17 protein-coding genes are annotated in these 23,785 nt (G+C 60.5%); 12 read left to right on the plus strand and 5 right to left on the minus strand.

The window, feature by feature from the left end; translation table 11 throughout:
- Positions 1–2: 2 nt before the first annotated feature.
- The 3 genes from BTN45_RS04955 (at position 3) to BTN45_RS04965 (ending at position 1,538) form a co-directional block, all read left to right on the plus strand.
- A complete protein-coding gene (locus BTN45_RS04955) occupies positions 3–329 on the plus strand; it encodes an NIPSNAP family protein (protein ID WP_004441442.1) in 327 nt (108 codons plus the stop codon).
- On the plus strand, positions 326–688 hold the full coding sequence (locus BTN45_RS04960; protein WP_207589130.1) for an antibiotic biosynthesis monooxygenase: 363 nt from the start codon (positions 326–328) through the stop codon (positions 686–688). The genes BTN45_RS04955 and BTN45_RS04960 overlap by 4 nt, the downstream gene beginning before the upstream one ends.
- Before the next feature lie 145 nt (positions 689–833).
- Positions 834–1,538 carry an SDR family oxidoreductase gene (locus BTN45_RS04965; RefSeq protein ID WP_207589132.1) on the plus strand — a complete coding sequence of 235 codons (705 nt, stop codon included), beginning with the start codon at positions 834–836 and terminating at the stop codon, positions 1,536–1,538.
- Between the two features lie 228 nt (positions 1,539–1,766).
- Here the strand turns inward: BTN45_RS04965 and BTN45_RS04970 are convergent, their stop codons facing one another.
- Positions 1,767–4,661 carry a ribonuclease E/G gene (locus BTN45_RS04970; RefSeq protein ID WP_207589134.1) on the minus strand — a complete coding sequence of 965 codons (2,895 nt, stop codon included), beginning with the start codon at positions 4,659–4,661 and terminating at the stop codon, positions 1,767–1,769.
- A gap of 645 nt (positions 4,662–5,306) precedes the next feature.
- On the opposite strand from BTN45_RS04970, the gene BTN45_RS04975 reads away from it, so the two are divergent.
- The 4 genes from BTN45_RS04975 (at position 5,307) to BTN45_RS04990 (ending at position 11,127) form a co-directional block, all read left to right on the plus strand.
- The gene (locus BTN45_RS04975) at positions 5,307–6,566 is read left to right on the plus strand and encodes an N-acetylmuramoyl-L-alanine amidase (RefSeq protein WP_207589637.1); all 1,260 of its coding nucleotides are present in this window, start codon (positions 5,307–5,309) and stop codon (positions 6,564–6,566) included.
- A 325-nt stretch (positions 6,567–6,891) separates the two neighbouring features.
- Entirely contained in the window at positions 6,892–9,339 is a 2,448-nt protein-coding gene (locus tag BTN45_RS04980) for a penicillin-binding protein 1A (RefSeq protein WP_207589136.1), read from the plus strand.
- Between the two features lie 98 nt (positions 9,340–9,437).
- Positions 9,438–10,569, plus strand: a protein-coding gene (gene prfB / locus BTN45_RS04985; RefSeq protein WP_207589138.1) for a peptide chain release factor 2 whose coding sequence is annotated in 2 segments (ribosomal slippage) — positions 9,438–9,506 and positions 9,508–10,569 — 1,131 coding nt in all. Because the reading frame shifts where the segments join, the coding sequence is not laid out codon by codon here.
- Between the two features lie 75 nt (positions 10,570–10,644).
- Complete coding sequence (locus tag BTN45_RS04990) at positions 10,645–11,127, plus strand: cysteine hydrolase family protein (RefSeq protein WP_113381066.1); 483 nt, start codon at positions 10,645–10,647, stop codon at positions 11,125–11,127.
- A 25-nt stretch (positions 11,128–11,152) separates the two neighbouring features.
- On the opposite strand, the gene BTN45_RS04995 is transcribed toward BTN45_RS04990, so the two are convergent.
- On the minus strand, positions 11,153–11,653 hold the full coding sequence (locus BTN45_RS04995) for a hypothetical protein (RefSeq protein ID WP_035211860.1): 501 nt from the start codon (positions 11,651–11,653) through the stop codon (positions 11,153–11,155).
- A gap of 20 nt (positions 11,654–11,673) precedes the next feature.
- Positions 11,674–12,447 carry an NAD kinase gene (locus tag BTN45_RS05000; protein WP_004441471.1) on the minus strand — a complete coding sequence of 258 codons (774 nt, stop codon included), beginning with the start codon at positions 12,445–12,447 and terminating at the stop codon, positions 11,674–11,676.
- Positions 12,448–12,754: 307 nt separating this feature from the next.
- On the opposite strand from BTN45_RS05000, the gene BTN45_RS05005 reads away from it, so the two are divergent.
- Entirely contained in the window at positions 12,755–13,672 is a 918-nt protein-coding gene (locus tag BTN45_RS05005) for a PhzF family phenazine biosynthesis protein (RefSeq protein WP_006698029.1), read from the plus strand.
- A gap of 110 nt (positions 13,673–13,782) precedes the next feature.
- Here the strand turns inward: BTN45_RS05005 and BTN45_RS05010 are convergent, their stop codons facing one another.
- Positions 13,783–20,148: a hypothetical protein gene (locus BTN45_RS05010; protein ID WP_207589140.1), complete on the minus strand. Its 6,366-nt coding sequence runs from the start codon at positions 20,146–20,148 to the stop codon at positions 13,783–13,785.
- 476 nt (positions 20,149–20,624) lie between these two features.
- Here BTN45_RS05010 and BTN45_RS05015 point away from each other — a divergent pair, with 476 nt between their 5' ends.
- Positions 20,625–20,993: an Hpt domain-containing protein gene (locus BTN45_RS05015; protein ID WP_207589142.1), complete on the plus strand. Its 369-nt coding sequence runs from the start codon at positions 20,625–20,627 to the stop codon at positions 20,991–20,993.
- A 131-nt stretch (positions 20,994–21,124) separates the two neighbouring features.
- On the plus strand, positions 21,125–21,445 hold the full coding sequence (locus BTN45_RS05020; RefSeq protein ID WP_006697584.1) for a 2Fe-2S iron-sulfur cluster-binding protein: 321 nt from the start codon (positions 21,125–21,127) through the stop codon (positions 21,443–21,445).
- A 301-nt stretch (positions 21,446–21,746) separates the two neighbouring features.
- Here the strand turns inward: BTN45_RS05020 and BTN45_RS05025 are convergent, their stop codons facing one another.
- On the minus strand, positions 21,747–22,373 hold the full coding sequence (locus tag BTN45_RS05025) for a DUF922 domain-containing Zn-dependent protease (RefSeq protein WP_207589144.1): 627 nt from the start codon (positions 22,371–22,373) through the stop codon (positions 21,747–21,749).
- A gap of 178 nt (positions 22,374–22,551) precedes the next feature.
- On the opposite strand from BTN45_RS05025, the gene folP reads away from it, so the two are divergent.
- Together folP and folB are read left to right on the plus strand one after the other, a co-directional pair.
- Entirely contained in the window at positions 22,552–23,337 is a 786-nt protein-coding gene (gene folP / locus BTN45_RS05030) for a dihydropteroate synthase (RefSeq protein WP_084317306.1), read from the plus strand.
- A 78-nt stretch (positions 23,338–23,415) separates the two neighbouring features.
- Positions 23,416–23,781 carry a dihydroneopterin aldolase gene (folB, locus tag BTN45_RS05035; RefSeq protein ID WP_003502532.1) on the plus strand — a complete coding sequence of 122 codons (366 nt, stop codon included), beginning with the start codon at positions 23,416–23,418 and terminating at the stop codon, positions 23,779–23,781.
- Positions 23,782–23,785 lie beyond the last annotated feature (4 nt).

Genomic DNA, 23,785 nt, shown 5'->3' on the forward strand with positions numbered 1-23,785 from the left:
CGATGCTGACCTGTTTCATCCGCTACGAGATCGATCCTTTCAAGGTCGATGCCTTCGAACGCTATGCCCGCAACTGGGGAGAGGCGATCCCGCGTTGCGGGGCTGATCTGATCGGTTATTACGCGCCGAAGGAGGGATCGAGCACCATTGCCTACGGTGTCTACAACATCGAAAACCTCGCCGCTTACGAAGCCTATAGGGCGCGGCTCGCCGCCGATCCGGCCGGGCAGGAAAATTACGAATTCGCGCGCCGCGAACAATTCATCCGTCGCGAGGACCGACTGTTTCTGCGCCTCGCATCCGCTCCCCATGCGGGAGCCGGACGATGATCGCCGTTATTTTTGAGGTCTGGCCAGCCGCAGGCGGGAAGCAACATTATCTGGATATAGCCGCCGGCCTGCGGGCAGAACTTGAAACCATCGACGGTTTCCTCTCCGTCGAGCGGTTTCAGAGCATCGGCAATCCGGACAAGATGCTCTCCTTGTCGTTCTTCCGTGATGAGGAGGCGGTGAAGGCGTGGCGCAACACCCTGCCTCATCGCGCCGCCCAGTCGCTCGGCCGGACTGGCGTCTTCTCCGATTACAGGTTGCGTATCGCGCATGTGATGCGTGACTATGGTTTGCAGGAGAGGGAGGAAGCACCGGCGGATAGCCGGTCTGCTCACCCAACGGATGTCGGCCCGGGCTGACGCATCAGCATCAATTTTTCTGCATGCCTCGACAAGCCTTTCTGGTTCGAACTCGTCTTGGAAACCCGTTAAAGATGAGACAGTTTAAGCTGAAGAAGGACCGCCATACGGGCTTGTCCGTCAGAACTGGAATGGGAGAAAAGCGATGTCGGCAGAAAAAGTGGCGGTGGTGACGGCAGGCGGCAGCGGCATGGGAGCTGCCGTTGCGAAACGCCTGGCCGCGGATGGTTACAAGCTCGCTATCCTGTCGTCTTCTGGCAAGGGAGAGGCGCTGGCGAAAGAGTTGGGCGGCATCGGCGTTACCGGTTCCAACCAGTCCAATGAAGACCTGCAACGGCTGACGGATCTGGCGCTTGCGAGATTCGGCCGTATCGACGTGCTGGTGAACAGCGCCGGCCATGGCCCGCGCGCCGCCATCCTCGATATTACCGACGAACAATGGCATACCGGGCTCGATGTCTACCTCATGAACGTCATTCGCCCGACGCGCATCATCGCCCCGGTCATGGTAAGGCAGAGGGCGGGCGCGATCGTCAACATCTCGACTGCCTGGGCTTTCGAACCGAGCAGTATGTTCCCGACATCCGCCGTGTTCCGCGCCGGCCTTGCCTCCTACACCAAGATTTTCGCCGATACCTATGCCGCCGACAATGTCCGCATGAACAATGTCCTTCCCGGCTGGATCGACAGCCTGCCGGCGACGGAAGAACGCCGCGAAAGCGTTCCGATGCAGCGTTACGGCAAGAGCGAAGAGATCGCCGCCACAGTGGCATTTCTCGCATCTGAGGGGGCAGGGTATATTACCGGCCAGAATATCCGCGTGGATGGTGGTCTCACGCGGTCTGTCTGACGGTTGGCCTCTCCCACTCCTCATCCCGTGCCTTTTAAAGGGATCCAGCCAGCCCAGATCCTTGGGCTGAAAGGACGCTCCCGCCGCGGGCATGCGTTGACTGCGTTCCTGTGACAAGCATGGAATGAGGAAATGTCAGCGGCGCCAAAAGCGCCTGTCCTTAGCACCAATAAAAGAAAACGCCCGCAACGTCGTTGCGGGCGTCTTTTATCCAAAATGTAGCGTCTCTCAGAAGAAGCCGCGGCGCTGCCACCAGCCGCCCTTGCGCGGCTTCGGCTCGTCGCCATCGGGATTGGGAGACGACGACGTAACCACGGGCTCCGAAGTAGAAACATTGCTGCCCCGGTTCGCGCGGACCTTTTCTTCGCTCGCCGGTGCTTCCGCCTGCGGAGCGACATCGGCCGACGCTTCGGCTGCTTCTTCAACGGCGACATCCACGACGGTTTCCTCAACGATCACCGGCTCCACCGTTTCAACGGCTTCGGCCTTCGGCGCTTCTTCGGTTTCCGTCTTGGCCTTTGCCTTGCGGGTACGGCGCGGCTTCTTCGGTGCTTCCTCTTCCACGACGTCGGCAACGACACCTTCCACCACTTCGGCTGCGGTCGCCTCTTCGGTTACCGGTGCCTCAGTTACAGGCGCTTCGTCGCTTTCGTTTTCGCCTTCATCCTCAGCGCCGGAGGCGTCGAGAGCTTCGTCCTCTGCACGATTGCGGCGACCGCCTCGCTTCCCGCGGCGACGGCGCTTGCGCTTGCTTTCCTCTTCGGAGGTTACAGCTTCCGCAGTGCCGTTTTCGGTCTCAACGCCATTGTCATCGGTGTCGATCCCGTCGTCATCACCCTCGGCATCGTCGCCGTCAGCGTCGTTGCCGGAACCGGCCTCAAGCGAGCCGTTCTGGTCGTTCTGGCCGCCCTTGCCACGACGGCGGCGACGGCGCTTGCGCTTGCGCTTGCCTTCTTCGCCATTGTCGCCCTGCTGCTGCTGGCGGGGCTGGGCGCTTTCGGTCTTGACGATTTCTTCCTCGTCTTCGTCCTCTTCCACCTCGGCGACAAAATCGTCTTCTTCTTCCACGAAGTTCGGCAGCATCTGGATGAGGCTTTCGATCTTCACGGGATTTTCGACGGCTTCACCGCGATCGATGGCGAAATGCTGGGCGCCGACGCCGGAGTCGGCGGCAATGATGATCGACACGCCAAAGCGGCCTTCATAATCGACAATCGTGCCGCGCTTGTGGTTGAGCAGATAGAGCGCCGTTTCCGGCGTGCAACGCACGGTGATGTTGTGCGTGGTGTTGCGCAGCAGATATTCCTCGACGCCACGCAGCACATGCAGCGCGATGGAGGATTCCGAACGCACATGACCCGTGCCGCCGCAATGCTGGCAGACCTGCGTGGTCGATTCCAGCACCGAAGCGCGAATGCGCTGGCGCGACATTTCCAGAAGACCGAAATGCGAGATGCGGCCGACCTGGATGCGGGCGCGGTCGTTCTTCAGGCAGTCCTTGAGCTTCTTCTCGACGGCGCGGTTGTTGCGCTTTTCTTCCATGTCGATGAAGTCGATGACGACAAGACCGGCAAGGTCGCGCAGACGCAGCTGGCGTGCCACTTCTTCCGCAGCTTCCAGGTTGGTCGTCAGCGCGGTTTCCTCAATGGAATGCTCGCGTGTCGAACGGCCCGAGTTGACGTCGATCGAAACCAGAGCTTCGGTCTGGTTGATAATGAGGTAGCCGCCCGACTTCAGCGTCACCTGCGGCTGCAACATGCGGTCGAGCTGCGCTTCGATGCCGGAGCGCGAGAAGATCGGGTGAATGTCGCGGTAAGGCTGAACCACCTTGGCGTGGCTCGGCATCAGCATCTTCATGAAGTCTTTCGCTTCACGATAGCCTTCTTCGCCGGAAACGATGATCTCGCTGATATCCTTGTTATAGAGATCGCGGATCGAACGCTTGATCAGCGAGCCTTCCTCGTAAACGAGGCAGGGAGCCGTGGAATTCAGCGTCAGCGTGCGGACGTTTTCCCACAGGCGCATCAGATATTCGAAGTCGCGCTTGATTTCGACGCGGGTGCGGTTGGCGCCTGCGGTGCGCAGAATGACGCCCATACCCTGCGGCACTTCCAGATCGCGCGCGATTTCTTTCAAGCGCTTGCGGTCGGTCGGCTGGGTGATCTTGCGGGAAATACCGCCGCCACGCGCCGTATTCGGCATCAGCACGGAGTAACGGCCGGCCAGCGACAGATAGGTGGTGAGTGCAGCACCCTTGTTGCCGCGCTCTTCCTTGGCCACCTGCACGAGAAGGATCTGGCGGCGCTTGATGACTTCCTGGATGCGGTATTGTTTGCGCGGCTTGCGGGCAACGCGATCTGGAACTTCTTCCATGGCGTCTTCGGCGCCGACGGATTCGATCACTTCCTTTTCGTGGTGATCGTCATCGTCGTCGTCATCATCGTCATTGCCGCGGCGAAGACCTTCGACTTCCTCGGAAATCGTGTCGGTATCGACCATCGCGGCCATTTCACCGCCGGTGCTGCCATCGTCTTCGGAAGACGCGTCTGCCGCCTCGGCTGCGATTTCTTCGGCTGTCTTCTTCTTGGCGCGGGGGCGGCGAACACGCTTCTTCGGCTTTTCTTCCTCAGCCGGCGCTTCTTCCGCGACGACTTCGACGGCCGCTTCTTCGGAAACCGCTTCCACGACGGGTGCAGCTTCTTCCGTCACAACGGTCTCAGTGGTTTCGCTTGCGGAAACAATGCCGACATCCGGCTGATCCACCTGCGAAAGGTCGATCATCGGGGCGGCGGGCTCAGGCGCATCGGCCGATTCGAAATCGTCGCTGCGGCGATGATCCTCGGCTTCCGCTTTCAGCAGGGCCTGACGATCAGCGAGCGGGATCTGGTAATAATCCGGATGGATTTCCGCGAAAGCGAGAAAGCCGTGACGGTTTCCACCGTAATCCACGAAGGCCGCCTGGAGGGAGGGCTCAACGCGGGTGACCTTGGCAAGGTAGATATTGCCGCGGATCTGTTTTTTGTGTTCCGATTCAAAATCGAATTCTTCGATCCGGTTCCCACGGACAACGACTACGCGTGTCTCCTCTTCGTGGGAGGCGTCGATAAGCATTTTGTCTGCCATGTAAGCTGTGCTCCTCGGCGCAGCCTTGTTTTATACGAGAACAGGCCCGCCACACGGACGAGCCTTTCATATGAGTGCAAGGATGTGCCGGAAATGAAGTCTCCTGCCGGGCGTCTGTAAACTGGCAGCATCCGGACCGACGGCGAGGCGCTTGGCCTGCTCCTGGTATCCGGTTCATGTGAAAACTGCTGCGACATCATTGGCCAGGCGGAACGACAATAATATATAGACCCCTTGGGGTCCGATGAATTTGCTCTCCTCAGAGCGGCGGTGGCAGCGCCACCGGGTAGGTCTCCGGCCACGGCCGGAATTGATCGAGTTTCAGGATAAATGTAACGACGGCAGATGATTGCCCGATTTGCAGCGCCAGCGTCTTTTTCGATTGGCAGCCGGCGGGCATCTATCCCGTCAACACTTTTAACCCTCATCCATGTTGTATGTTTTCTCTGTCATAATAGCAATAGGCTGGCTAAATATGCCATATTGTTGGTGGAATTTCCGGGTTAACAATTGGTTCACCAAGGCCTGCGATGGTGAGGCGCAAACGCGCAAATTGTCGTCCGGCGTGGTTGAAACGGCACCGTTCCGGGTGTTTTACCGCGCCGGTTATCGAAAATGACTGAAATACGGAATTTCTTGAAGACCATGAATTTCACGCGCAGCGCAACGAAATCAGGTGGGGCAGGGTGGATTGCCGCGCGAATCGCGCGGCTTGCGGCTGTCGTGACAGTGTCTGCCGTCGCCTCGGTTTCCGTCGTTCCGGCCGTCCAGGCAACAGAGCCGCTTGTCGCGCATCAGGCCCGCATCATCGGTGATGAGGCGCGCACGCGCATCGTTCTCGATTTTGCCGAGGAGCCGGAGTTCGACGTTCACTATCTCGATTCGCCCGCCCGCATCGTGGTGGACTTCCCGGCGGTGAATTTCAGCTTTCCCGCATCCGATCTCAGGCCGACCGGCCTTTTTTCCGATATTCGCTTCGGCGGAATGGGGGAAAACAGCGCCCGTATCGTGCTGACGGCGAAGAAGCCGGTGCGGGTGGCGGTCGCTGAAACGAAAAAGGCCGATGACGGGCAGTCCTTCCGTTTCGTCCTCGATACGGAGATCACCACCAAGGGCAAGTTCGCCGAACTTGTGAAGGAGCAGCAGTGGCAGGCGCCTGCGCCCGTTACCACCGCCGCGATTTCTCCCGCGGACAAGACTTCCCGCCCGGCGGAATTCGTCATCGCGGTCGACGCCGGTCATGGAGGCATCGATGCCGGCGCCTCAGGTGGCACGACAGGCACCGAGGAAAAGGTCATCACCTTGATGTTCGCGAAGGAGCTCGCGGAGCGCCTGAACCGCGAGCCCGGCATAAAGGCCTTCCTGACGCGTGATTCCGATACATTTCTTGCCTTGTCCGAACGCGTGACGATCGCGCGGCAGAACAACGCCAATCTTTTCATCTCCCTGCATGCCGATACACTGAAACAGAAGGGCATACGCGGCGCGACCGTCTATACTTTGTCCGATCGCGCGTCGGACCGTATGGCGCAGGAATTGGCGGAGCGTGAAAACAAGTCCGACCAGATCGCCGGTGTCGCCGTTTCCAGCGAGCCGCCGGAAGTCGCCGATATTCTCCTCGATTTCACGCGCCGGGAAACCCAGGCGTTCTCGGTGACACTCGCCGAAAACATCGTTTCTTCCTTCGAGGGGCAGGTTGGTCTCATCAACAATCCACATCGTTACGCCGGTTTCATGGTGTTGCGCGCCCATGACGTGCCATCGGTGCTTCTCGAGCTTGGTTTCCTTTCCAATCCTGACGACGAGAAGCTGCTTCTCGATGCAGAATGGCGCAAGAAGGTGGCCGATACGCTGGCAACAGCCGTCGGGCGGTACCGTTCGAAGGCTCTGGCGAACGGCGGCTGAAGGGAAATGCACCGTGTCGGCCGAGCTGTTGCCGCGTTGCCATTGATCGCTAAAAATGCTGTTCAATTCGCCACCTTGCGGATGAATAACGGGGCCGAGCCCTATTTTACTCACATTCGCCGCGTTACTCGGAACTCGGATTCGGTGGCGGTCCGCAAAGCGTTGGCGCGGAGTTGCGGGCTGGTGGCCCGGTAACATATCAGCGAATGCTGCCGTATCCGGCTTGTCATCGAAGGTATGGTGTGCAAAACGGCACGCGATATGCAAAGATGCGCCCGTTTCCTCGGGCGTGGATGGTTACGATTCGAATTATCGGTAGCTTGGTATGATCAGACTGATTGGATATTTTTTCGGCTTGGCCAGCGTGCTCTTCCTGTGCGCCGCCGCCGCCGGTGCGATTTATTTGCACGGCGTGACGAAGGACCTGCCGGATTACGCAGTTCTGAGCACCTATGAACCGCCGGTCACGACCCGCGTGCATGCAGGCAACGGGGCGCTTATGGCGGAATATGCCCATGAGAAGCGCCTGTTCCTGCCGATCCAGGCCATTCCCGACCGGGTGAAGGCGGCCTTCCTGTCCGCGGAAGACAAGAATTTTTACAATCACCCCGGCGTCGACGTGTGGGGCCTCGGCCGTGCCATTCTCGTCAATATACAGAATTTCGGCTCCGGCCGCCGTCCGGTGGGCGCATCCACCATCACCCAGCAGGTCGCGAAGAACTTCCTGCTGACAAACGACCAGACCATCGACCGCAAGCTCAAGGAAGCCATTCTTTCCTTCCGCATCGAGCAGACCTATTCCAAGGACAAGATTCTTGAGCTTTATCTCAATGAGATCTTCTTCGGCCTGAATTCCTACGGCATCGCCGGCGCGGCGCTCACCTATTTCAACAAATCGGTGACGGAACTGACCATTGCGGAAACCGCCTATCTGGCATCGCTGCCGAAAGGTCCGGCCAATTACCACCCGATCCGCCGCGAAAAGGCGGCTCTCGAGCGTCGCGACTGGGTGATCGACCGCATGGCCGAAAACGGCTATATCACGGCCTCCGACGCCGCAGACGCCAAGAAACAGCCGCTTGGAGTGAACCTGCGCCGCGGTGGCGCGCATATCTTCGCGTCCGACTACTTTGCCGAAGAAGTCCGCCGCCAGATCGTCGAGAAATACGGCGAGGAAGCACTTCTCGAAGGCGGCCTTTCCGTTCGCACTTCCTTTGATCCCCAGATTCAGATGGAGGCCCGCAAGGCGCTTCAGGATGGTCTGGTGCAGTATGATGAGCGTCGCGGTTTCCGTGGATCCATCGAAAAGATCGAGACGGCCGGCGACTGGACGGCTGCGCTTGCCAAGGTCAAGGGCTTGAGAGACGTTCCGGAATGGAAGGTCGCGGTCGTGCTTGCGGTTGCCGCAGATGGTGTCGATATCGGCATCCAGGCCGACCCCGATGCGGAAGATGGCGACAAGCGCACGCGCGGTCACATCTCTGCGGAGAACATGCGCTGGGCCTATCGTGACGCGGCAGGCAAGAAAGCCACCGCCAAGTCTCCGGTTGGCGTCCTGACAGTCGGTGACGTCATCTATGCGCAACCGCTTTCCGGTTCCGGAAATGAATATCGCCTGCGGCAGCCGCCCAAGGTGCAGGGTGGTATGGTGGTGATGGACCCGCATACCGGCCGCGTTCTGGCCATGGTCGGCGGTTTCTCCTATGCGCAATCGGAGTTCAACCGCTCGACGCAGGCAATGCGTCAGCCCGGTTCCTCGTTCAAGCCGTTCATCTATGCAGCGGCGCTCGACAATGGCTATACGCCCGCATCGGTCATTCTTGATGCGCCCATTGAGGTGGTGTCGGGCGGCCAGGTCTGGAAACCGCAGAATTACGGCGGCGGTTCTGCAGGTCCCTCGACCCTGCGCCTCGGCATCGAAAAGTCCCGTAACCTCATGACCGTGCGTCTGGCGCAGGACATGGGCATGAATCTGGTGGCGGAATATGCCGAACGCTTCGGCATCTACGACAAGATGCCGCCGCTTCTCTCCATGTCGCTCGGTTCGGGTGAAACCACCGTGATGCGTATGGTTTCGGCCTATTCGGTCATCGCCAATGGTGGCAAGCAGATCAAGCCGACGCTGATTGACCGCATTCAGGACCGTTACGGCAAGACGATATTCCGCCATGAGGAGCGCGCCTGCGAAGGTTGCAACGCTACCAGCTGGCAGAACCAGGATGAGCCTGTGATCGTCGACAACCGCGAACAGGTTCTGGACCCGATGACCGCTTATCAGACCACCTCCATGCTGGAAGGTGTCGTGCAGCGCGGTACGGCCGCAGGCAAGATCAAGGTCGATCTGCCGGTTGCCGGCAAGACGGGCACCACCAATGATGAAAAGGATGCCTGGTTCGTCGGTTACACCCCCGACATGGTCGCCGGCCTGTACATTGGTTTCGACTCGCCCGCACCGCTCGGTCGCGGTGGTACCGGCGGCTCGCTGTCTGCGCCGATTTTCGGTGAATTCATCGCCGATGCGGCCAAGCATCTCCAGCCGAGCAAGTTCATCGTGCCTGCAGGCATGAACTTCGTTGCCGTCAACCGCAAGACCGGCATGGCGGCAGCGGAAGGCGAACCGGACACGATCATGGAAGCCTTTAAGCCCGGCACAGGCCCGGCCGATAGCTTCTCGGTCATCGGTGCTGAAGGCTACATGTCGCAGGAAGATATTCTGAAAACCTCGCCGCAGGCGCAGCAGGCCATCACCGGCGGTGGCGGCGGCCTTTATTGACATCAGCCATGACGTTTGGCGGGGGCGCGGGTCTTTACATCCGCGCCCCCCGCATTTATTTGAGCAACGAGTTTCAATGAAGGTGAAGAACCAGCGAAATGCGCAATGAAATCGTGAACGTAGTCGACGAAATCAAGCAGGCCATAAGCCTGCTGAGGAGGCATCTTTGACTGGGACCAGGCGATAAGACGACTGGACTGGTTGAACAACAAGGCAGAGGATCCGACCCTCTGGAACGATGCAGCAGAGGCGCAGAAGTTGATGCGCGAGCGCCAGCAGCTCGATGACAGCATCAATGGCGTCAAGGCGCTGGAGCAGCAGCTCCGGGACAATATCGAGCTGATCGAACTCGGCGAGATGGAGGGCGATGATGAAATCGTCAAGGACGCCGAAGACGCGCTGAAGGCGTTGAAGAGCGAGGCAAACCGCCGTCAGGTGGAAGCCATGCTCTCAGGCGAGGCCGACGGCAATGATACCTATCTCGAAGTGCACTCCGGCGCTGGCGGCACCGAAAGCCAGGACTGGGCGAACATGCTGCTGCGCATGTATACCCGCTGGGCCGACCGTGAAGGTTTCAAGGTCGAGGTTCTGGAAGTCCACGATGGCGAAGAAGCCGGCATCAAGTCCGCGACGATCCTCGTCAAGGGACATAATGCCTTTGGCTGGCTGAAGACGGAATCGGGCGTGCATCGCCTCGTCCGCATTTCGCCGTATGACAGCAACGCGCGTCGCCACACGTCGTTCTCTTCCGTCTGGGTTTACCCCGTCGTCGACGATTCGATCCAGATCGATATCAATGAAAGCGATTGCCGCATTGATACCTATCGTTCGTCCGGTGCGGGTGGTCAGCACGTCAACACCACGGACTCGGCCGTGCGCATCACGCATATTCCGACCGGTATTGCCGTCGCCTGCCAGCAGGAACGCTCCCAGCACAAGAACCGCGCCAAGGCGTGGGACATGCTGCGCGCCCGCCTTTATGAGGTGGAGCTGCAGAAGCGGGAAGAAGCGGCCAATGCGCAGGCGGCATCCAAGACCGATATCGGTTGGGGCCACCAGATTCGCTCCTACGTCCTGCAGCCTTACCAGCTGGTGAAGGATCTGCGTACCGGCGTGGAAAGCACGGCGCCAGGCAACGTGCTGGATGGCGACCTGAACGAATTTATGGAAGCCGCTCTCGCCCACCGCATCAGCGGCGGTGCGGATGTGGACGCGGCGGATATCGACTGAGGTCCCAGGCGCGTCGATTGAAAAAGATCACCCCTCGCGAACCCATTGCGAGGGGTTTTTCATTGGAGGAGATGCATGAAACAGGCGCTCTATATCGTCGACGTCCAGCCGAGCTTCAATCCTCCGGCAACGCTGGTTGCCGAGATATCCAGTCTCGCGCAGACCATGCCCAGCCTCGCGACTGTCGAACGCCATGACGAAAGCGTGACGCCATTTGAACGGCAACTGGGCTGGAAGCCGGGCAGGGATGATGAGTCGCTGGTGGTTGCCGATCGCATCTTCATCAAACATGGCTATGCGCCGCCACGGGAGGCCATCGACTATCTTCTGTCGCTGAAGCTCGACCGCGTGCTGGTCTGCGGCATCCAGGCCGATACCTGCGTTCTGGCTGCCGGTTTTGCGCTCTTCGATGCGGGACTTCATCCCACGCTTCTGCCGTGGCTGACGGTCGGCTCGAGTCTCGACCGCAGCGGCGAACTGGGCGCGCGCTTGTGGAAGCATCATTTCGGTGCAGTTCTGGATGGCCCTCATGAGTTGAACACCCAGACTATTGCATGACGACTGCCCACCGGCCAATCACGGGCTAGTTCGAAGCCTTCTCGACCTTCATCTCACCCAGCTCGTCGATCAGGATCGTCCAGCTTTCCGCTTCCTTGCTCATCGGATCGGTCTTGAGATAAACCGTCACGAAAAGGCCGGGCGAGGCGGGCGCTCCATTCGAGCTTTCGGGACGAATATCCGTGACATAGGACTTCATCTGACTGAATTCCTCAAGCTCGATATTTTCGAGAAGATTCGGCCCCTCGGCGGTAAAGGCGATGCGCTGCAGATAAATTTTCGCCGTACCATCGCCCTGGCGTATGGCGATGACCTTGTAATAGCCGCGCGTTGGTGAGGCAGGTGGGGGCCGCAGCTGCCCGTCAGGCCCCTTCACCGGCTCAAGATTGCGATCTTCCCACATGCCGCTGCTGGTGACAAAGATCGCCGAAACCGGCAGCGCGTCAATCGCTTCCGTCTGCGCCCGCGCCGGAAGCACGGCGGCGGCGAAAAGGCAGGCTGCGATGATGGTTCTTGTCAGTTGCATGGCATTGTCGATCGTTGGCTTCAATTGTTGAACTGTTCGGCGAGGACCCGGTCCGACCACGAACGGTCCGGATCCGAGAGAATTCTGGCCGTCCTGTCCTGCGATTGTGCGATCCGTACATGACGAACGGATTTCACCTCGGTGTGGTCGGCCACCGCGTTAACCGGGCGCTTGTCGCGTTCGAGAACATGAATGTCGACCGTGACCTTATTCGGCAAAAGCGCGCCGCGCCAGCGCCGCGGACGGAAAGCGCTGACCGGCGTCAGCGCAAGCAGCGGCGATTCCAGCGGCAGAATCGGTCCATGGGCGGAAAAATTATACGCCGTAGACCCTGCTGGCGTCGCCACCATCATGCCGTCGCAGATCAGCTCTTCCAGTCGCACCTTGCCGTCCACCTCGACCCGAAGCTTGGCAGCCTGATGCGATTGGCGGAACAGGCTGACTTCGTTCATCGCAAGCGCCGTAAACTCGTCGCCGTCGGAATCCGTCGTCGTCATGCGCAGGGGGTGGAAATCGTTGCCGCTTGCCACCGCAATGCGTTCGATGAGGCCTTCCACCCGGTAATCGTTCATCAGGAAGCCGACCGAGCCCCGGTTCATGCCGTAGACACGCTTGCCGGAATTCATCGTCTCGTTGAGAATCTGCAGCATGAATCCGTCACCGCCGAGAGCCACGATGACGTCCGCTTCGTCAAACGGCGTATTGCCATAAGCGCTTTTCAGCTCTTCCAGCGCCGCCTGCGCCTCCGCAGTCGCGGAGGCTACGAAGGATAGTGAATAGGTAGAATGCGACATCCGCTTCCCTCGACAACGGCGAAGACCGGGACCCGGCCTGCGACTGCAATGTAACCTGTTGAAGCGGTTCGCAATCTTCGAAAGTCGTTCAAGACCTCCGGTCGCAAGCCGCAAGACGCACCCTTGGTACATGAAGACGACTGCCGGCGACAAGGCCTTTCGGGCGGGGAGACGTTCTCCCGGCCATGCCATTGAATCGCGCCGTTCCACAGCTTCTTGATTTCCTGTCGCAACAAGGGTTGCGGTGTAAGGCGGCCTGATGCAGTTTCCGCAAGGCAGACGAGGTGTCGAATGGCAGGAGACGGGTGTGGCGCTGCACTACAATATCTATGACGTATTTACCGAGACGAAAATGGCGGGAAACCCGCTGGCGGTGATGTATGATGCCGATGACCTCGATCAGGGGACGATGCAGGCCATCGCCCGGGAGATGAATCTCTCCGAGACCGTTTTCATCAATCGCTCCAGCAACCCTGCGCACGCGGCTTCCCTGCGCATATTCACACCCTCGGGTGAATTGCCTTTCGCCGGACATCCGACCGTCGGCGCCGCAGTAGCGATTGCCGAGCGCAATCGCGGGGATGGCGATGACGACATCGATATGGTCTGCGTACTCGAGGAGAAGGTGGGGCCCGTGCGCTGCGCGGTGAAAATGCGCGCCGGCGCCGTCAGCTTTGCGGAATTCGATCTGCCGCGCAGATCTTCAAGGGTGGACCTGCCCCTCGATCATGCCGCCCTGGCCGATGCGCTGGGTGTCAGCGAAGGCCATCTCGGTTTTGAAAATCATGTGCCATCGATCTGGACGGCCGGCGTGCCTTTCCTGCTGGTGCCGATGCATAATATCGCCGCAGTGCGTGATATGGATTTCGACGCCGGTCTGTGGCTGCGCACCGCACCGCTGGTTGAGGGGCTGCTGACGGCGGCCTATATTTACTGTCGCGGCGGTGTCAATCACGCCGCAAAGTTCCATGCCCGTATGTTCTCCCCGGATATGGGCATTGCCGAAGACCCCGCAACCGGCTCGGCCGCCGCCGCGCTTTCCGGCGCCATCCACCATTTCGACGGGCTGACAGACGGACATTATCCGCTTCTGATCGAGCAGGGGGTGGAGATGGAAAGACCGTCTCACATCCACCTGCGCATGGACATCAAGGACGGCGAAATCGGCCGCGCCCGCATCGGCGGCCACGCGGTGCGGGTTGCATCAGGCACGTTCGAGATTTGATGCGGGCCATACTGGTCAAATACGTAGCGTAAAAGGATGGCGAAGCAACTGGCTCGCACAAAAGAAAAACCCCGGTCTTCACCGGGGTTTTTCTTTCAGTGTCGTTCAGATCAATTAAACCGACCCGCCGCATGGGCAAGCATCGTATAGACCTTGCCGGTATCGGAGGTGAGGTAGGATTGCGTCACGGTCCGGTCGCGGTCGGTCCGGGCCACATCGGCAAGCAGCTTTTCGAAATCGTTGATATAGCGGTCAACGGCGGTGCGGAACTCCGCTTCACGCTCATATTTGCGCTTGATCTCGTCGAAGGTCGTCTGGCCTTTCAGCGTGTAGAGACGACGGGTAAAGACGTCGCGTTCGCCACGCTGGTAACGGCGCCACAGTTCCACCGACGCATCGTGATCGATGGCGCGGGCGATGTCGACGGAGAGCGAGTTCAGCGATTCCACCATGTGGCGGGGATTACGGGTGTCGGCTGCGCGGGTCGGCTGTTGCTCGGTGCTGGCGCGCGGTGCGGAGGCTGCGGGCGTCTCCTGGGAGGCGCCGCGCAGCAGATCGCTGATCCAGCCGCCGCCTTCTTCGCGACGTCCCGCCTGGCTTGGTGCGACCGGCTGCGCCGGAGCGGGTGCCTGACGATTCTCGACTTGCCGGTTTTCGACCTGGCGATTTTCGAGCGGCAACGTGCCGCGCAGGGCAGGTGCTGGCTGCTGCTGCGCCGGGCGCTGCTGTTGAACCGGCGCCGGGGCTGCGGGCTGCGGGCGCGGCTCTACGCGGCGCTCGACAGCCGGCTGGGTTGCGGCGATGGCGCGGGCAACCGGCTCGGACACTTCCATCTGCTGCGTCGAGCGGCCGACGAGCTGGGAAATATCCTGCAGCGCCTTGATCTGCTCGGATACGGCGCGGCGCATTGCGGCCGCACTTTCCTTGGCTTCTTCCGGCAGGTCGAAGGCACCACGCTTCAGTTCGGCGCGGGTCGCGTCAAGTTCGCGGCGGATATCGTGGCTTGAGCGACGGATTTCATCGGTCGCGCCGGCGAAGCGGCTCACCGCTTCCTCGACAGCCTGGCGCAGCGTTTCCTTGAGGTTGGCTGCGGCCGCATTGGATTTTTCGGAAGCACTGCCGAGAAGGTTGTCGACTTCCGAGAGAGAGGATTCGACACCGCCGCGCAGGCGGTTGACCAGCTCGTCGGAGTATTTCTGCGCGTCGGAGAGCGTGCTCTCGATCGAGCGGCTGGCATCCTGACCGGCGGCGAGCAGGGCGCCCCGCATGGTCTGTGCCGCCGAACGGGCGCGCTGTTCGGTTTCATCAAGCGAGCGGCCGATATCGGAGAAGGAAGCCTGCAGATTTTCACGCAGGTTGCCGGCGACGTTTTGCGAACGCTCTTCAGCCTCGTTAAGTGTGGTTTCCACCACGCCAATGACATTGCGCATGGCGCTTTCGATTTCCTCGGAACGCTTGACGAGGCCGACAGACAGGCTGCGCAACGCATCCTGGCGTTCTTCCAGCGTGCCGACGAGGCTCGACTGGGCGGCATTCAGCAGCTCGGATGCCTGGCTCAGCACCTTAGAATGTTCTTCGAAGCGGCTGACGATGCCAGCGACCTGTGCCAGCGTCTGGCCGGAAATATTCGACAGACGGTCGATCTTTCCTTCCAGCAGACGGCTGGAACTGGACACCATGTCGGCGGCCTGCGACGCGGACTCCGAGAAACGGGCTGCAGACGCATTCAGCGCTTCATCCGCTGCGCCGAAGCCCTGAGCGGCCCGCTCAACGGCCGAATTGAAGTTGGTTGCCGACTGTTCGACGATTTCGGCCATGCTGTTATGGGTCTGCGACAGCATATCCGTGCTCTGACGGGTGGCGGCAACCAGCTTGTTGGCTGCTTCGCTTCCGGCGCGGGCATATTTGTCGATACCCTGTTCGACGGCGTCCGCCATTGCAGTATGGGTTTCCGACAACATGTCGGTGCTCTGGCGGGTGGCTGCGACCAGCTTGCTTGCCGCATCCGTTCCGGCGGCGGCATAATCGCTGATTGCCTGCTCCACCATGCCGACCATGCCGCTATTGCTCTGCGACAGAAGCTCGGCGCTCTGCTGGGCGGCGGAAACGATCTTTTCGGCGGCTTCGCGGCCGATGGTGGCATATTCGTCGACGACAGGCTTTGCCTTTTCCTCGATAAGACGCGACAGCTCCGCGGAGCGGCTGGCCAGCATCGAGTTGAGTTCGCGGGTGCGGTTGTCCAGTGCCGAACGGATCGATTCGCCGCGCGCGTCGAGGGCGGATTCAACACCCGTCAAAGTCTCGGAAATGACACCAACCTGTGAGCGGACAACGGCTTCAGCCTCGGCAACCTTGTTGACGATGATGTTGCCCGCCTCGGAGAAGGTCTGCGCCACGGCGGCAGCCTGGCCGGAGAGGCGCGTCTGTGCATCCGAAATACGGTTGACGATTTCACCCGAGCGTTCCTCGATGGCCTTGGTAAAGGCCTCGTTCTGTGCCTGCACCTGTTCGGCGAACTCCGCGCCGGACTTCGCCAGCAGGGCGGAGGAACGGGCAGCTTCGTCGCCGATGCTTTGCGTGGCAGAGGTAACCGCCCCACGCAGGCTGACAGCAAGATCGGTGGCCTTGCCTTCGATGGTGCGATTGACGTTTTCGAGACCGATCGTCAGTGCGCGGTCCATCGTGCCAAGGCGCTCATCGATGCGGGCCGTGCCGGTATCGAAGGTTTCGGCCAGGCGGCTGGTGCGGCTTTCGAAGGTGTCGGCAACGCGGGTCGTCTGCTCGTCCAGGATGCCGGTGATCCGCTCGGCGGCCTCATCGCTGGTGCGCGCAAAGACGGCTGTCTTGTCTTCCAGCGCCTCGGCGAAGCGGCGGCCGGCATCCTCAATGGACGTGTTCACATTGGCGAGATCGCCGCCGACTCGTGCCTGAAGCGTATCGAGAGAGGTCTCGATGCGGGTGCCGGTTTCGTCGAGACGGGTGGTGACGTTGCCGATAGAGGTCTCGATTTTCGAGGAGAGGGCGTCCGTCGCGCCGCCGATTTCGCGTGCGGCTTCGCCGATCTTGACGGCGATATCGCCGGCGCTGTTGCGAAGACGCTCTTCCAGCGTTGCCGCACTACCGTCAATCGTCTTCTGCAGCGTTTCCTGCTGGGTTTCGAGCGACAGTTCAAGCATGCTGGCGCTGGAGGCGACCGTGGTGCCGATCATCATCGCCTGCTCGGAGAGCATGTCGCCCATCTGGGTCGTGGCGGAGCTGAGCGTGGCCGCGATTTCTGCCTGACGCTGCTCAAGCGTGCTGCGGATGTCCTCGTGCGATTGCGAAAGATTGCTTTCGAGGCGCGAGACGCCTTCTTCCACGGTCTGCGCAAACCGGGTGCTGCCGTCCTCAACGACGCTTTCAATGCGGTTGGCCGCGCCCGAAACGCTTAGCTCGATCAGACCGCTGTTGCGTTCCAGCGATCCGGCAATACGCTCGGCCTGCGAGCCAAGCATGGTTTCGAGCCGCTCATGGCCGCTGGCAAGCGCATTTTCAAGCGTGAAAGCAGTGGCTTCCAGGCGTTGGCCGACGCCGGCCGCCGCAAGCGAAAGCGATGACGCCCTGGCGTCCATGGCTTCGGCGATCCGTTCTTCGACACCCGAAATGGTCATGTCGAGCGCCATGGTGCGGCTGTCGAGCGCATCGGCGATGCGTTCTTCCGCACCCGATACGATACCGGAAAGAGCCGCCGTGCGGGTGTCCAGCGCGCTGGCAATGCGGTCTTCCACGCCGGAAACGGCGCTGTGCAGGGCGGCGGTGCGGCCGTCGAGAATATCCGCGATCTTTTCCTCTACGCCCGAGAAGCTCATGTCGAGCGCCATCGTGCGGCTGTCGAGGACGTCGGTGATGCGCTCTTCCGCGCCGGAAACGACTGACTTCAGGGAATCCGTCCGGCTGTCGAGCGCGCCGGCGATGCGGGTTTCGGCGCTGGCCACCAACTCGCCGAGAACTGCGGTGCGTGTATCAAGCGTCTCGGTGATTTTTTCCTCGACTCCGGAGAAGGCCATATCCAGCGCCATCGTGCGGCTGTCGAGTGCATCCGTGATGCGTTCTTCCGCACCCGAAACCACGGCGTTGAGGGCTGCGGTGCGGCCGTCCAGCGTTTCTGCAATCCGGGTTTCGGCGCCCGCCACCACATCGCCGAGCGCGGCTGTACGGCTGTCCAGCGCGCCCGCAATTTTCTCTTCGGCGCTCGCTACGATGCCGGTGAGGGCGGAGGTGCGGTTGTCGAGCGTCTCGGAAAGCCGTTCCTCCACATTGGCGAAGGTCATGTCGAGCGACAGCGTGCGGCTGTCCATGGTGTCGGCGATACGTTCCTCGAAGCCGGAAATGGTGCTGGAAAGCGCAGCCGTGCGGCCATCAAGCGTTTCGGCGATACGGCTCTCGGCTCCGGAGACGACGTCGTGCAGGGCAGCCGTGCGGCTTTCCAGCGTGTCGGAGATGCGGTCCTCGATGCCGGAGACTGCGCCGGTAATGGCTGCGGCCCGCGTTTCGAGCGTTTCGGCAAGGCGACGTTCCACGTCGGCGACGACGTTGTTGATCGCAGCTGCACGTTCGTCGAGCATGGCAGCGAGGCGTTCTGCCGTGCCGGAGACGGAGCCGGTAATAGCCATGGAACGGCTGGCGAGCGCTTCGTCGAAACGGTTCTGGCTGGCCGAAAGCGCGCCGAACAGGGCGTTGCTGCGTTCCGACAGCACGGCGTCGATCTTCTCGTGCGAATTGGCGAAGACGTCTGTGATTTCGGCGGTGCGCTGGCCGATCGCGTCGCTGAAGGCCTGAGTCCGGGCCTCAAGCGCGCTTTCCAGCATTTCCTGACCCGTGCCGAGCGCGGTGGCGAGCGCCAGCGACTGATCGGTCATGGTGGTGCCGATGCGTTCCAGACCGGCGCTCAACATGGTGTCTAGCGCTTCAGAACCGCCCGCCACGGTTTCGTTGATCCGGGCAAGGCTTTCCATCAGCTTGCTATCGAGGCTGCCGGCGCGCTGGTCGAAGGCGCTGGCGAATTGCGCCACGTGTTCATCGAAGGCCGAGTTGACCTGACCCACCGTCGCCTGCATCCGTTCCTCATAGAGGCCGGAGCGGAGATCGAGATCCATGATGGCGTCGTCGGCCGTGCTCTGCAGGCTCTGGCGGAAGGAGAGGCCTTTTTCCTCGAGCGTCGTGGAAAGCTTGTCGAGCACGGTATCCAGCGAACCGCCGATGATCTGCTGGCCGCGTTCGATATTGCGGTTGAGCTCGAGCGTGCGGCTGGAAAGCGTCTCGTTGAGCTGGCGGGTGCGTTCCTCAAGCGCGCTGTTGAGGCTTTCCACGCCGCTGTCGAGCGTCGAGGCATGGATCGCGAAACGTTCGAGCAGCACTTCACCCCGTTCGTCCAGCGTCGAGGTGAGATTATGCAGCCGCATGTCGAATTCGTTGGAAATCGTCGTGCCGGAGGAGTTCAGCGCCTGAAGCAGGTTTTCGGTCTTGGCAGCGATCAGGCTGCCCATCGCTTCCGTCGAAGCGCGCGATTTTTCCAGGAGAGCCGCCGAACGTGTGTCGATCATCGACGCGAAGGCCTCGCCGGTCGTGGCGATCCGCATCGAAAGCTCTTCGCCGACGATGGAGAGCTCTTCCTTGATCTGTTCCTGCGCGCCGACGATGGAGGAGCGGATGCGCTCGGCATGGTTGACGATTGCGTCGCGTTCGGCGGTCAGTTCCTGCACGAGGCTGCGCACCCGCAGCTCATTGTCCGCATAGCTGCGCTCAAGCGCATTGACTTCGGAATGGACGAGGGTTTCGAGTTCGGTCGCACGCGCAATGGTTCGCTCGATACCGTCATTCATGGCCGAGACTTCACGGCGAACCGCCTGGCCAACGGACATGATGCGATCGGAGGCAACGGTTTCGGGTTCGGCAAGACGAAGCGCGACTTCCGCCATGGAGCGGGCGGCGTTGCGCAGATCGCGGGCACGCGCCATCATGATGGCGAAGGCGAAGAACAACATGACCGGCACCAGAATGCCGACGACGATCGCCATCAGGCCGGGGATCGCGGCGAGGTCGGAAAGCGAACCGATATTCCAGAGCGCATTGCCGTAAAGAAGATGCGCGATGCCAAGGCCGCCGAGCGCCCATATGACCGACATGATCGTGGCGTTGCGAAGCGCGCCGCCGATGGACCCGCCTTCCAGCGATTTGAGGATCATGGCCGGGCTGCGCTTGGACCCGTCATTGGCCGCTTCGAGATTGGGCGATTTCGGCGCCGGTTCGACAGGCGTGCGCGCGGCTTCGGGAGCAGGGGTCGGTCTGCTGGCTTCCTTCACTCTGGCCTCCGGCTGCTTCGGCGCTGCAGTCTTCCGCGTCTCCGGCTTTTCTTCGAAAGCGCCAAGCTGCAGGGCATCTTCCAATGCCTGGAAAGCAGTCTCGTCGACAGAGTCGCTGATCTTGTTATTCGCCATGCGGTTACGCCTCGTTACACATACGCCCGGCTTCATGCCGTTGGACCGCCTGCCTATGCAGGCGGACTGCCGCCATCATGCCAGCGGAACATATCCCTCATGAGAGAACAATCCCGCCACTTACCAAATCCCGAATGCTGGTGATCCAGCTTTCGGGCGAAATTACAACACTGTGCCGCAATAACAAAGCTTGTGCCTAGGCCTCGCAGCAACAGCAGTACCGTAGTGACACATTTAGGTGTTCGAAACAATTAATGCGGATTTGCGGTGGTGGCGAAGTGTCGGCTTTTTAACAGTTTTTAAACCTGAGTTTCACGCTGAACGCCTTGTTTCGCATAAGTTTAACATAAATTAACCATAGCAGAAGATTTTCAGCGGCGTCACGCCGTAATTTAAGCCGATAGCACCGGTTAGGATGCCTGAATACGACACAGATGTGACACGAAACAGGAAACGGCAAGACAGGAATTTGAGACATGGCAGCAGTCAGTATTGCTTTCGAAGCGCCCGATAATTGCGGCGGCGCGCCGGTCACTGGAAAAAAGCCTATCGATTTCGATCATCTGGCGCGTCAGACGATGGGCGACAAGGATCTTGAGATCGAGGTGCTGCAACTGTTCAGCCGCAATGCGCGCGCCGCGCTGCACGAAATGGCGGGCGCCGGCGACACGGGCGTGAAGGCGATTGCGCACCGTTTGAAGGGCGCAGCACAGGCTGTCGGCGCCTTTGATGTTTCTGTGGCTGCCGCCGCCGTGGAGGCCGGTGGCAATGACAGCGCCGCGATTGCAAAGCTTGCGGCCGCGATTGTCGAGGCGGAAAATTTCATCCTGAAACTTTGCCGCTGAGGCGTAATTTATCAAAATTGCGGTTTCGCAAGGCCGGTTGAGGCCTTGGGCGCCCTCCAAGCGGGTTGCCAAGGCGAACCGGCCTTTCTATGTGTTTAGAACAGTTCTTAGATCACATTCTGGATTTCGGCATGACAAAACTGACAATCGTTGCCTTTGACGGCACGCCCCATGAACTCGACGTGAGCAACGGTTCCACCGTGATGGAGAATGCCGTGCGCAACTCCATCCCCGGCATCGACGCGGAATGCGGCGGTGCCTGCGCCTGCGCCACCTGTCATGTCTATGTCGACGACGCCTGGTCGGAGCGCGTTGGCGGGCCGGAGCCGATGGAAGAAGACATGCTGGATTTCGCTTTCGACGTGCGGCCGACTTCGCGTCTTTCCTGTCAGATCAAGATGAGCGACGACCTTGACGGTCTTGTCGTTCACGTTCCTGAGCGGCAGGGCTGAGACGAAACGGCTTTGCGGCAGAAAAAGCCCCGCTCACCAAGGTAGCGGGGAGCGGGGCGAGGCGGGTACGCAGCATGCAGGCGAGGGAGGAAACACCTGCGAGCCCTCAAGTGCGCACCGGGAGAACCGGAGGCGGCTGCGACCATCAAAGCTTTTGAGACAGGATGGTCCGAAACCGTACGTAGAACGTACAATGAGTCTCGCCGGACGCACCATCACCAGAAGTCACGGGTGAGATCGGACATCACGTAACGTCAGTCGGCCAATCATCCAGCTTTGTCGGAAGAAAGGCGCAGGCCTCTCAGCGGCGGCTCTGTCCCTGTTCGAGCCGGTTTTTCAGGAGCCGTGTCATGCGGGCATCGAAATTTCGCGATTCCACCACGTCGAACCGCATCTGGTCCCTGTCGTGCTCGTCCATCACCGTCTGGGTGATCTTGCCAACCATTTCCTGCAGCGTTTCACAGTTTTTCTGGGGGCGAAGCGCGGTCAACTGCCTTTCGAGCGAACGGGCGTGAATGCGGGCGATTTCGGCGTGCCGTTCCTCGTGGCGCTTGATATCGGCAAGAAGCGTATCCCATATGAAGGCCAGTTCCGCCGTGGTGCGGCGGCGGTTTTTCCATTGCGGCAGGAGAATGCGGGTATTCAGCACCACTTTGGCGGTCCCGACGCTGCAAAGGCCGTTTTTCTCGACATAGGTGAGTTCGCCGCCGAATTTGATTTCGGTCGCGCCCGGATGGCGCGCGCCGGTATTGCGGGTCAGCGGCCCATGCTTCGAAAGCTGCTGGTCAAGATCGGCGGCACTTTTTCCGCTGATCGAAAAATAGGAATAGGTCTTGCGGACGATGGTTTCGGAAAAAGCCGGCCCGGGGATGGAAAGTGCGACTGCGGCCGCCAAAGCGGCGCAAAGAGCACGTGATGATTTGGTCATGACCCGGCCTTCCGGTTGAACTTGAAAAACGTTTGCTGCATAGGCGGAGCGGAACTTATAAGAATTGGCATAACACTCCGTTATTCCGAAAGGCACGTGTTACGTGATAACAGCCGGCAGCAACGCGTGGCAAGCGGCCCATGGCCGCTCCCTGAAACTTGATGGGCGTGGCCGTATTATGGCCATCGTCAATGCAACGCCCGATTCCTTTTCGGATGGCGGTCGTTATCTCGCCGTCGATGCGGCTTTTTCCCATGCGCTGACCTGCGTGGAAGAAGGAGCCGACATCATCGATATCGGCGGCGAGTCCACCAGGCCCGGGGCTGCCGCGGTAACGGAAGCCGAGGAGCAGGATCGGGTACTGCCCGTCATCGAGAAATTGCGCCGCGAGACGGATGTATTGATTTCCGTCGATACCTATCGCGCTTCGACGGCTCGGCTCGCCATTGCGGCAGGGGCGCATATCGTCAATGACGTTTTCGGTTTGCAGAAAGACGCCGAAATGGCGGGCGTGGTCGCCGCCACCCGCGCGGGCGTCTGCATCATGCATACCGGCCGCGACCGGCAGAAGCTCGCCGATGTCATCGCCGACCAGTTCGAGTTCCTCAATCATTCGCTCGAGATCGCCGAGGACGCGGGTGTTGCCCGCGATGCCGTCGTGCTGGATCCCGGTTTTGGTTTTGCCAAGGACGAACGGGAAAACGTTGAGTTGATGGCCCGTTTCAGTGAGCTTGCCGCCTTTGGCCTGCCGGTTCTTGCCGGCACGTCGCGCAAGCGTTTTATCGGGTCGCTGACGGGCCGGGATGCGGCCGATGAACGCGATATCGGAACGGCTGCGACGACGGCGATCCTGAGGCTTGCCGGCGCTTCGATTTTTCGTGTGCACAATGTCGCCGCGACGCGTGATGCGTTGGCAATCGCCGATGCGGTTCTTGCCAAAGCGTCGGCAAAGGCCGATGCCTAGATCAATGAGTGCCGGAATGTCATGTCCCGAGGAGGGTGCGGCTTTCCGGCGAAACAGTCCTGCCATGGAGGCGATGCGATGAGCCGCTATACCATCATCCTGAAAAACTGTTCCTTCTTTGCCCGTCATGGTCTTCTTGAACAGGAAGAGGTGTTGGGGCAGCGCTTTTTCGTCGACGCCGAGATGGAGGTCGAGGCGGGCGACGCGCTGGAAACCGACGATATTGAGAACACCGTCGATTATGGCGTGGCTTTCGCGGTCATCGAAAAGATCGTCGTCGGCCAGCGCCGGTATCTCATAGAGGCGCTTGCGAACGACATCGCCAAGGCGCTGCGTGCCCGTTATCCGCAAATCGTCTGGCTGCGCATCACGGTGCGCAAGCCCTCAGCGCCGGTTCCCGGTATTCTGGATTATGCACAGGTGAGCGTTGAACACCGAGCCTGAAACG

The sequence above is a fragment of the Rhizobium sp. ZX09 genome (assembly GCF_017357485.1).
Classification (GTDB): domain Bacteria; phylum Pseudomonadota; class Alphaproteobacteria; order Rhizobiales; family Rhizobiaceae; genus Agrobacterium; species Agrobacterium pusense.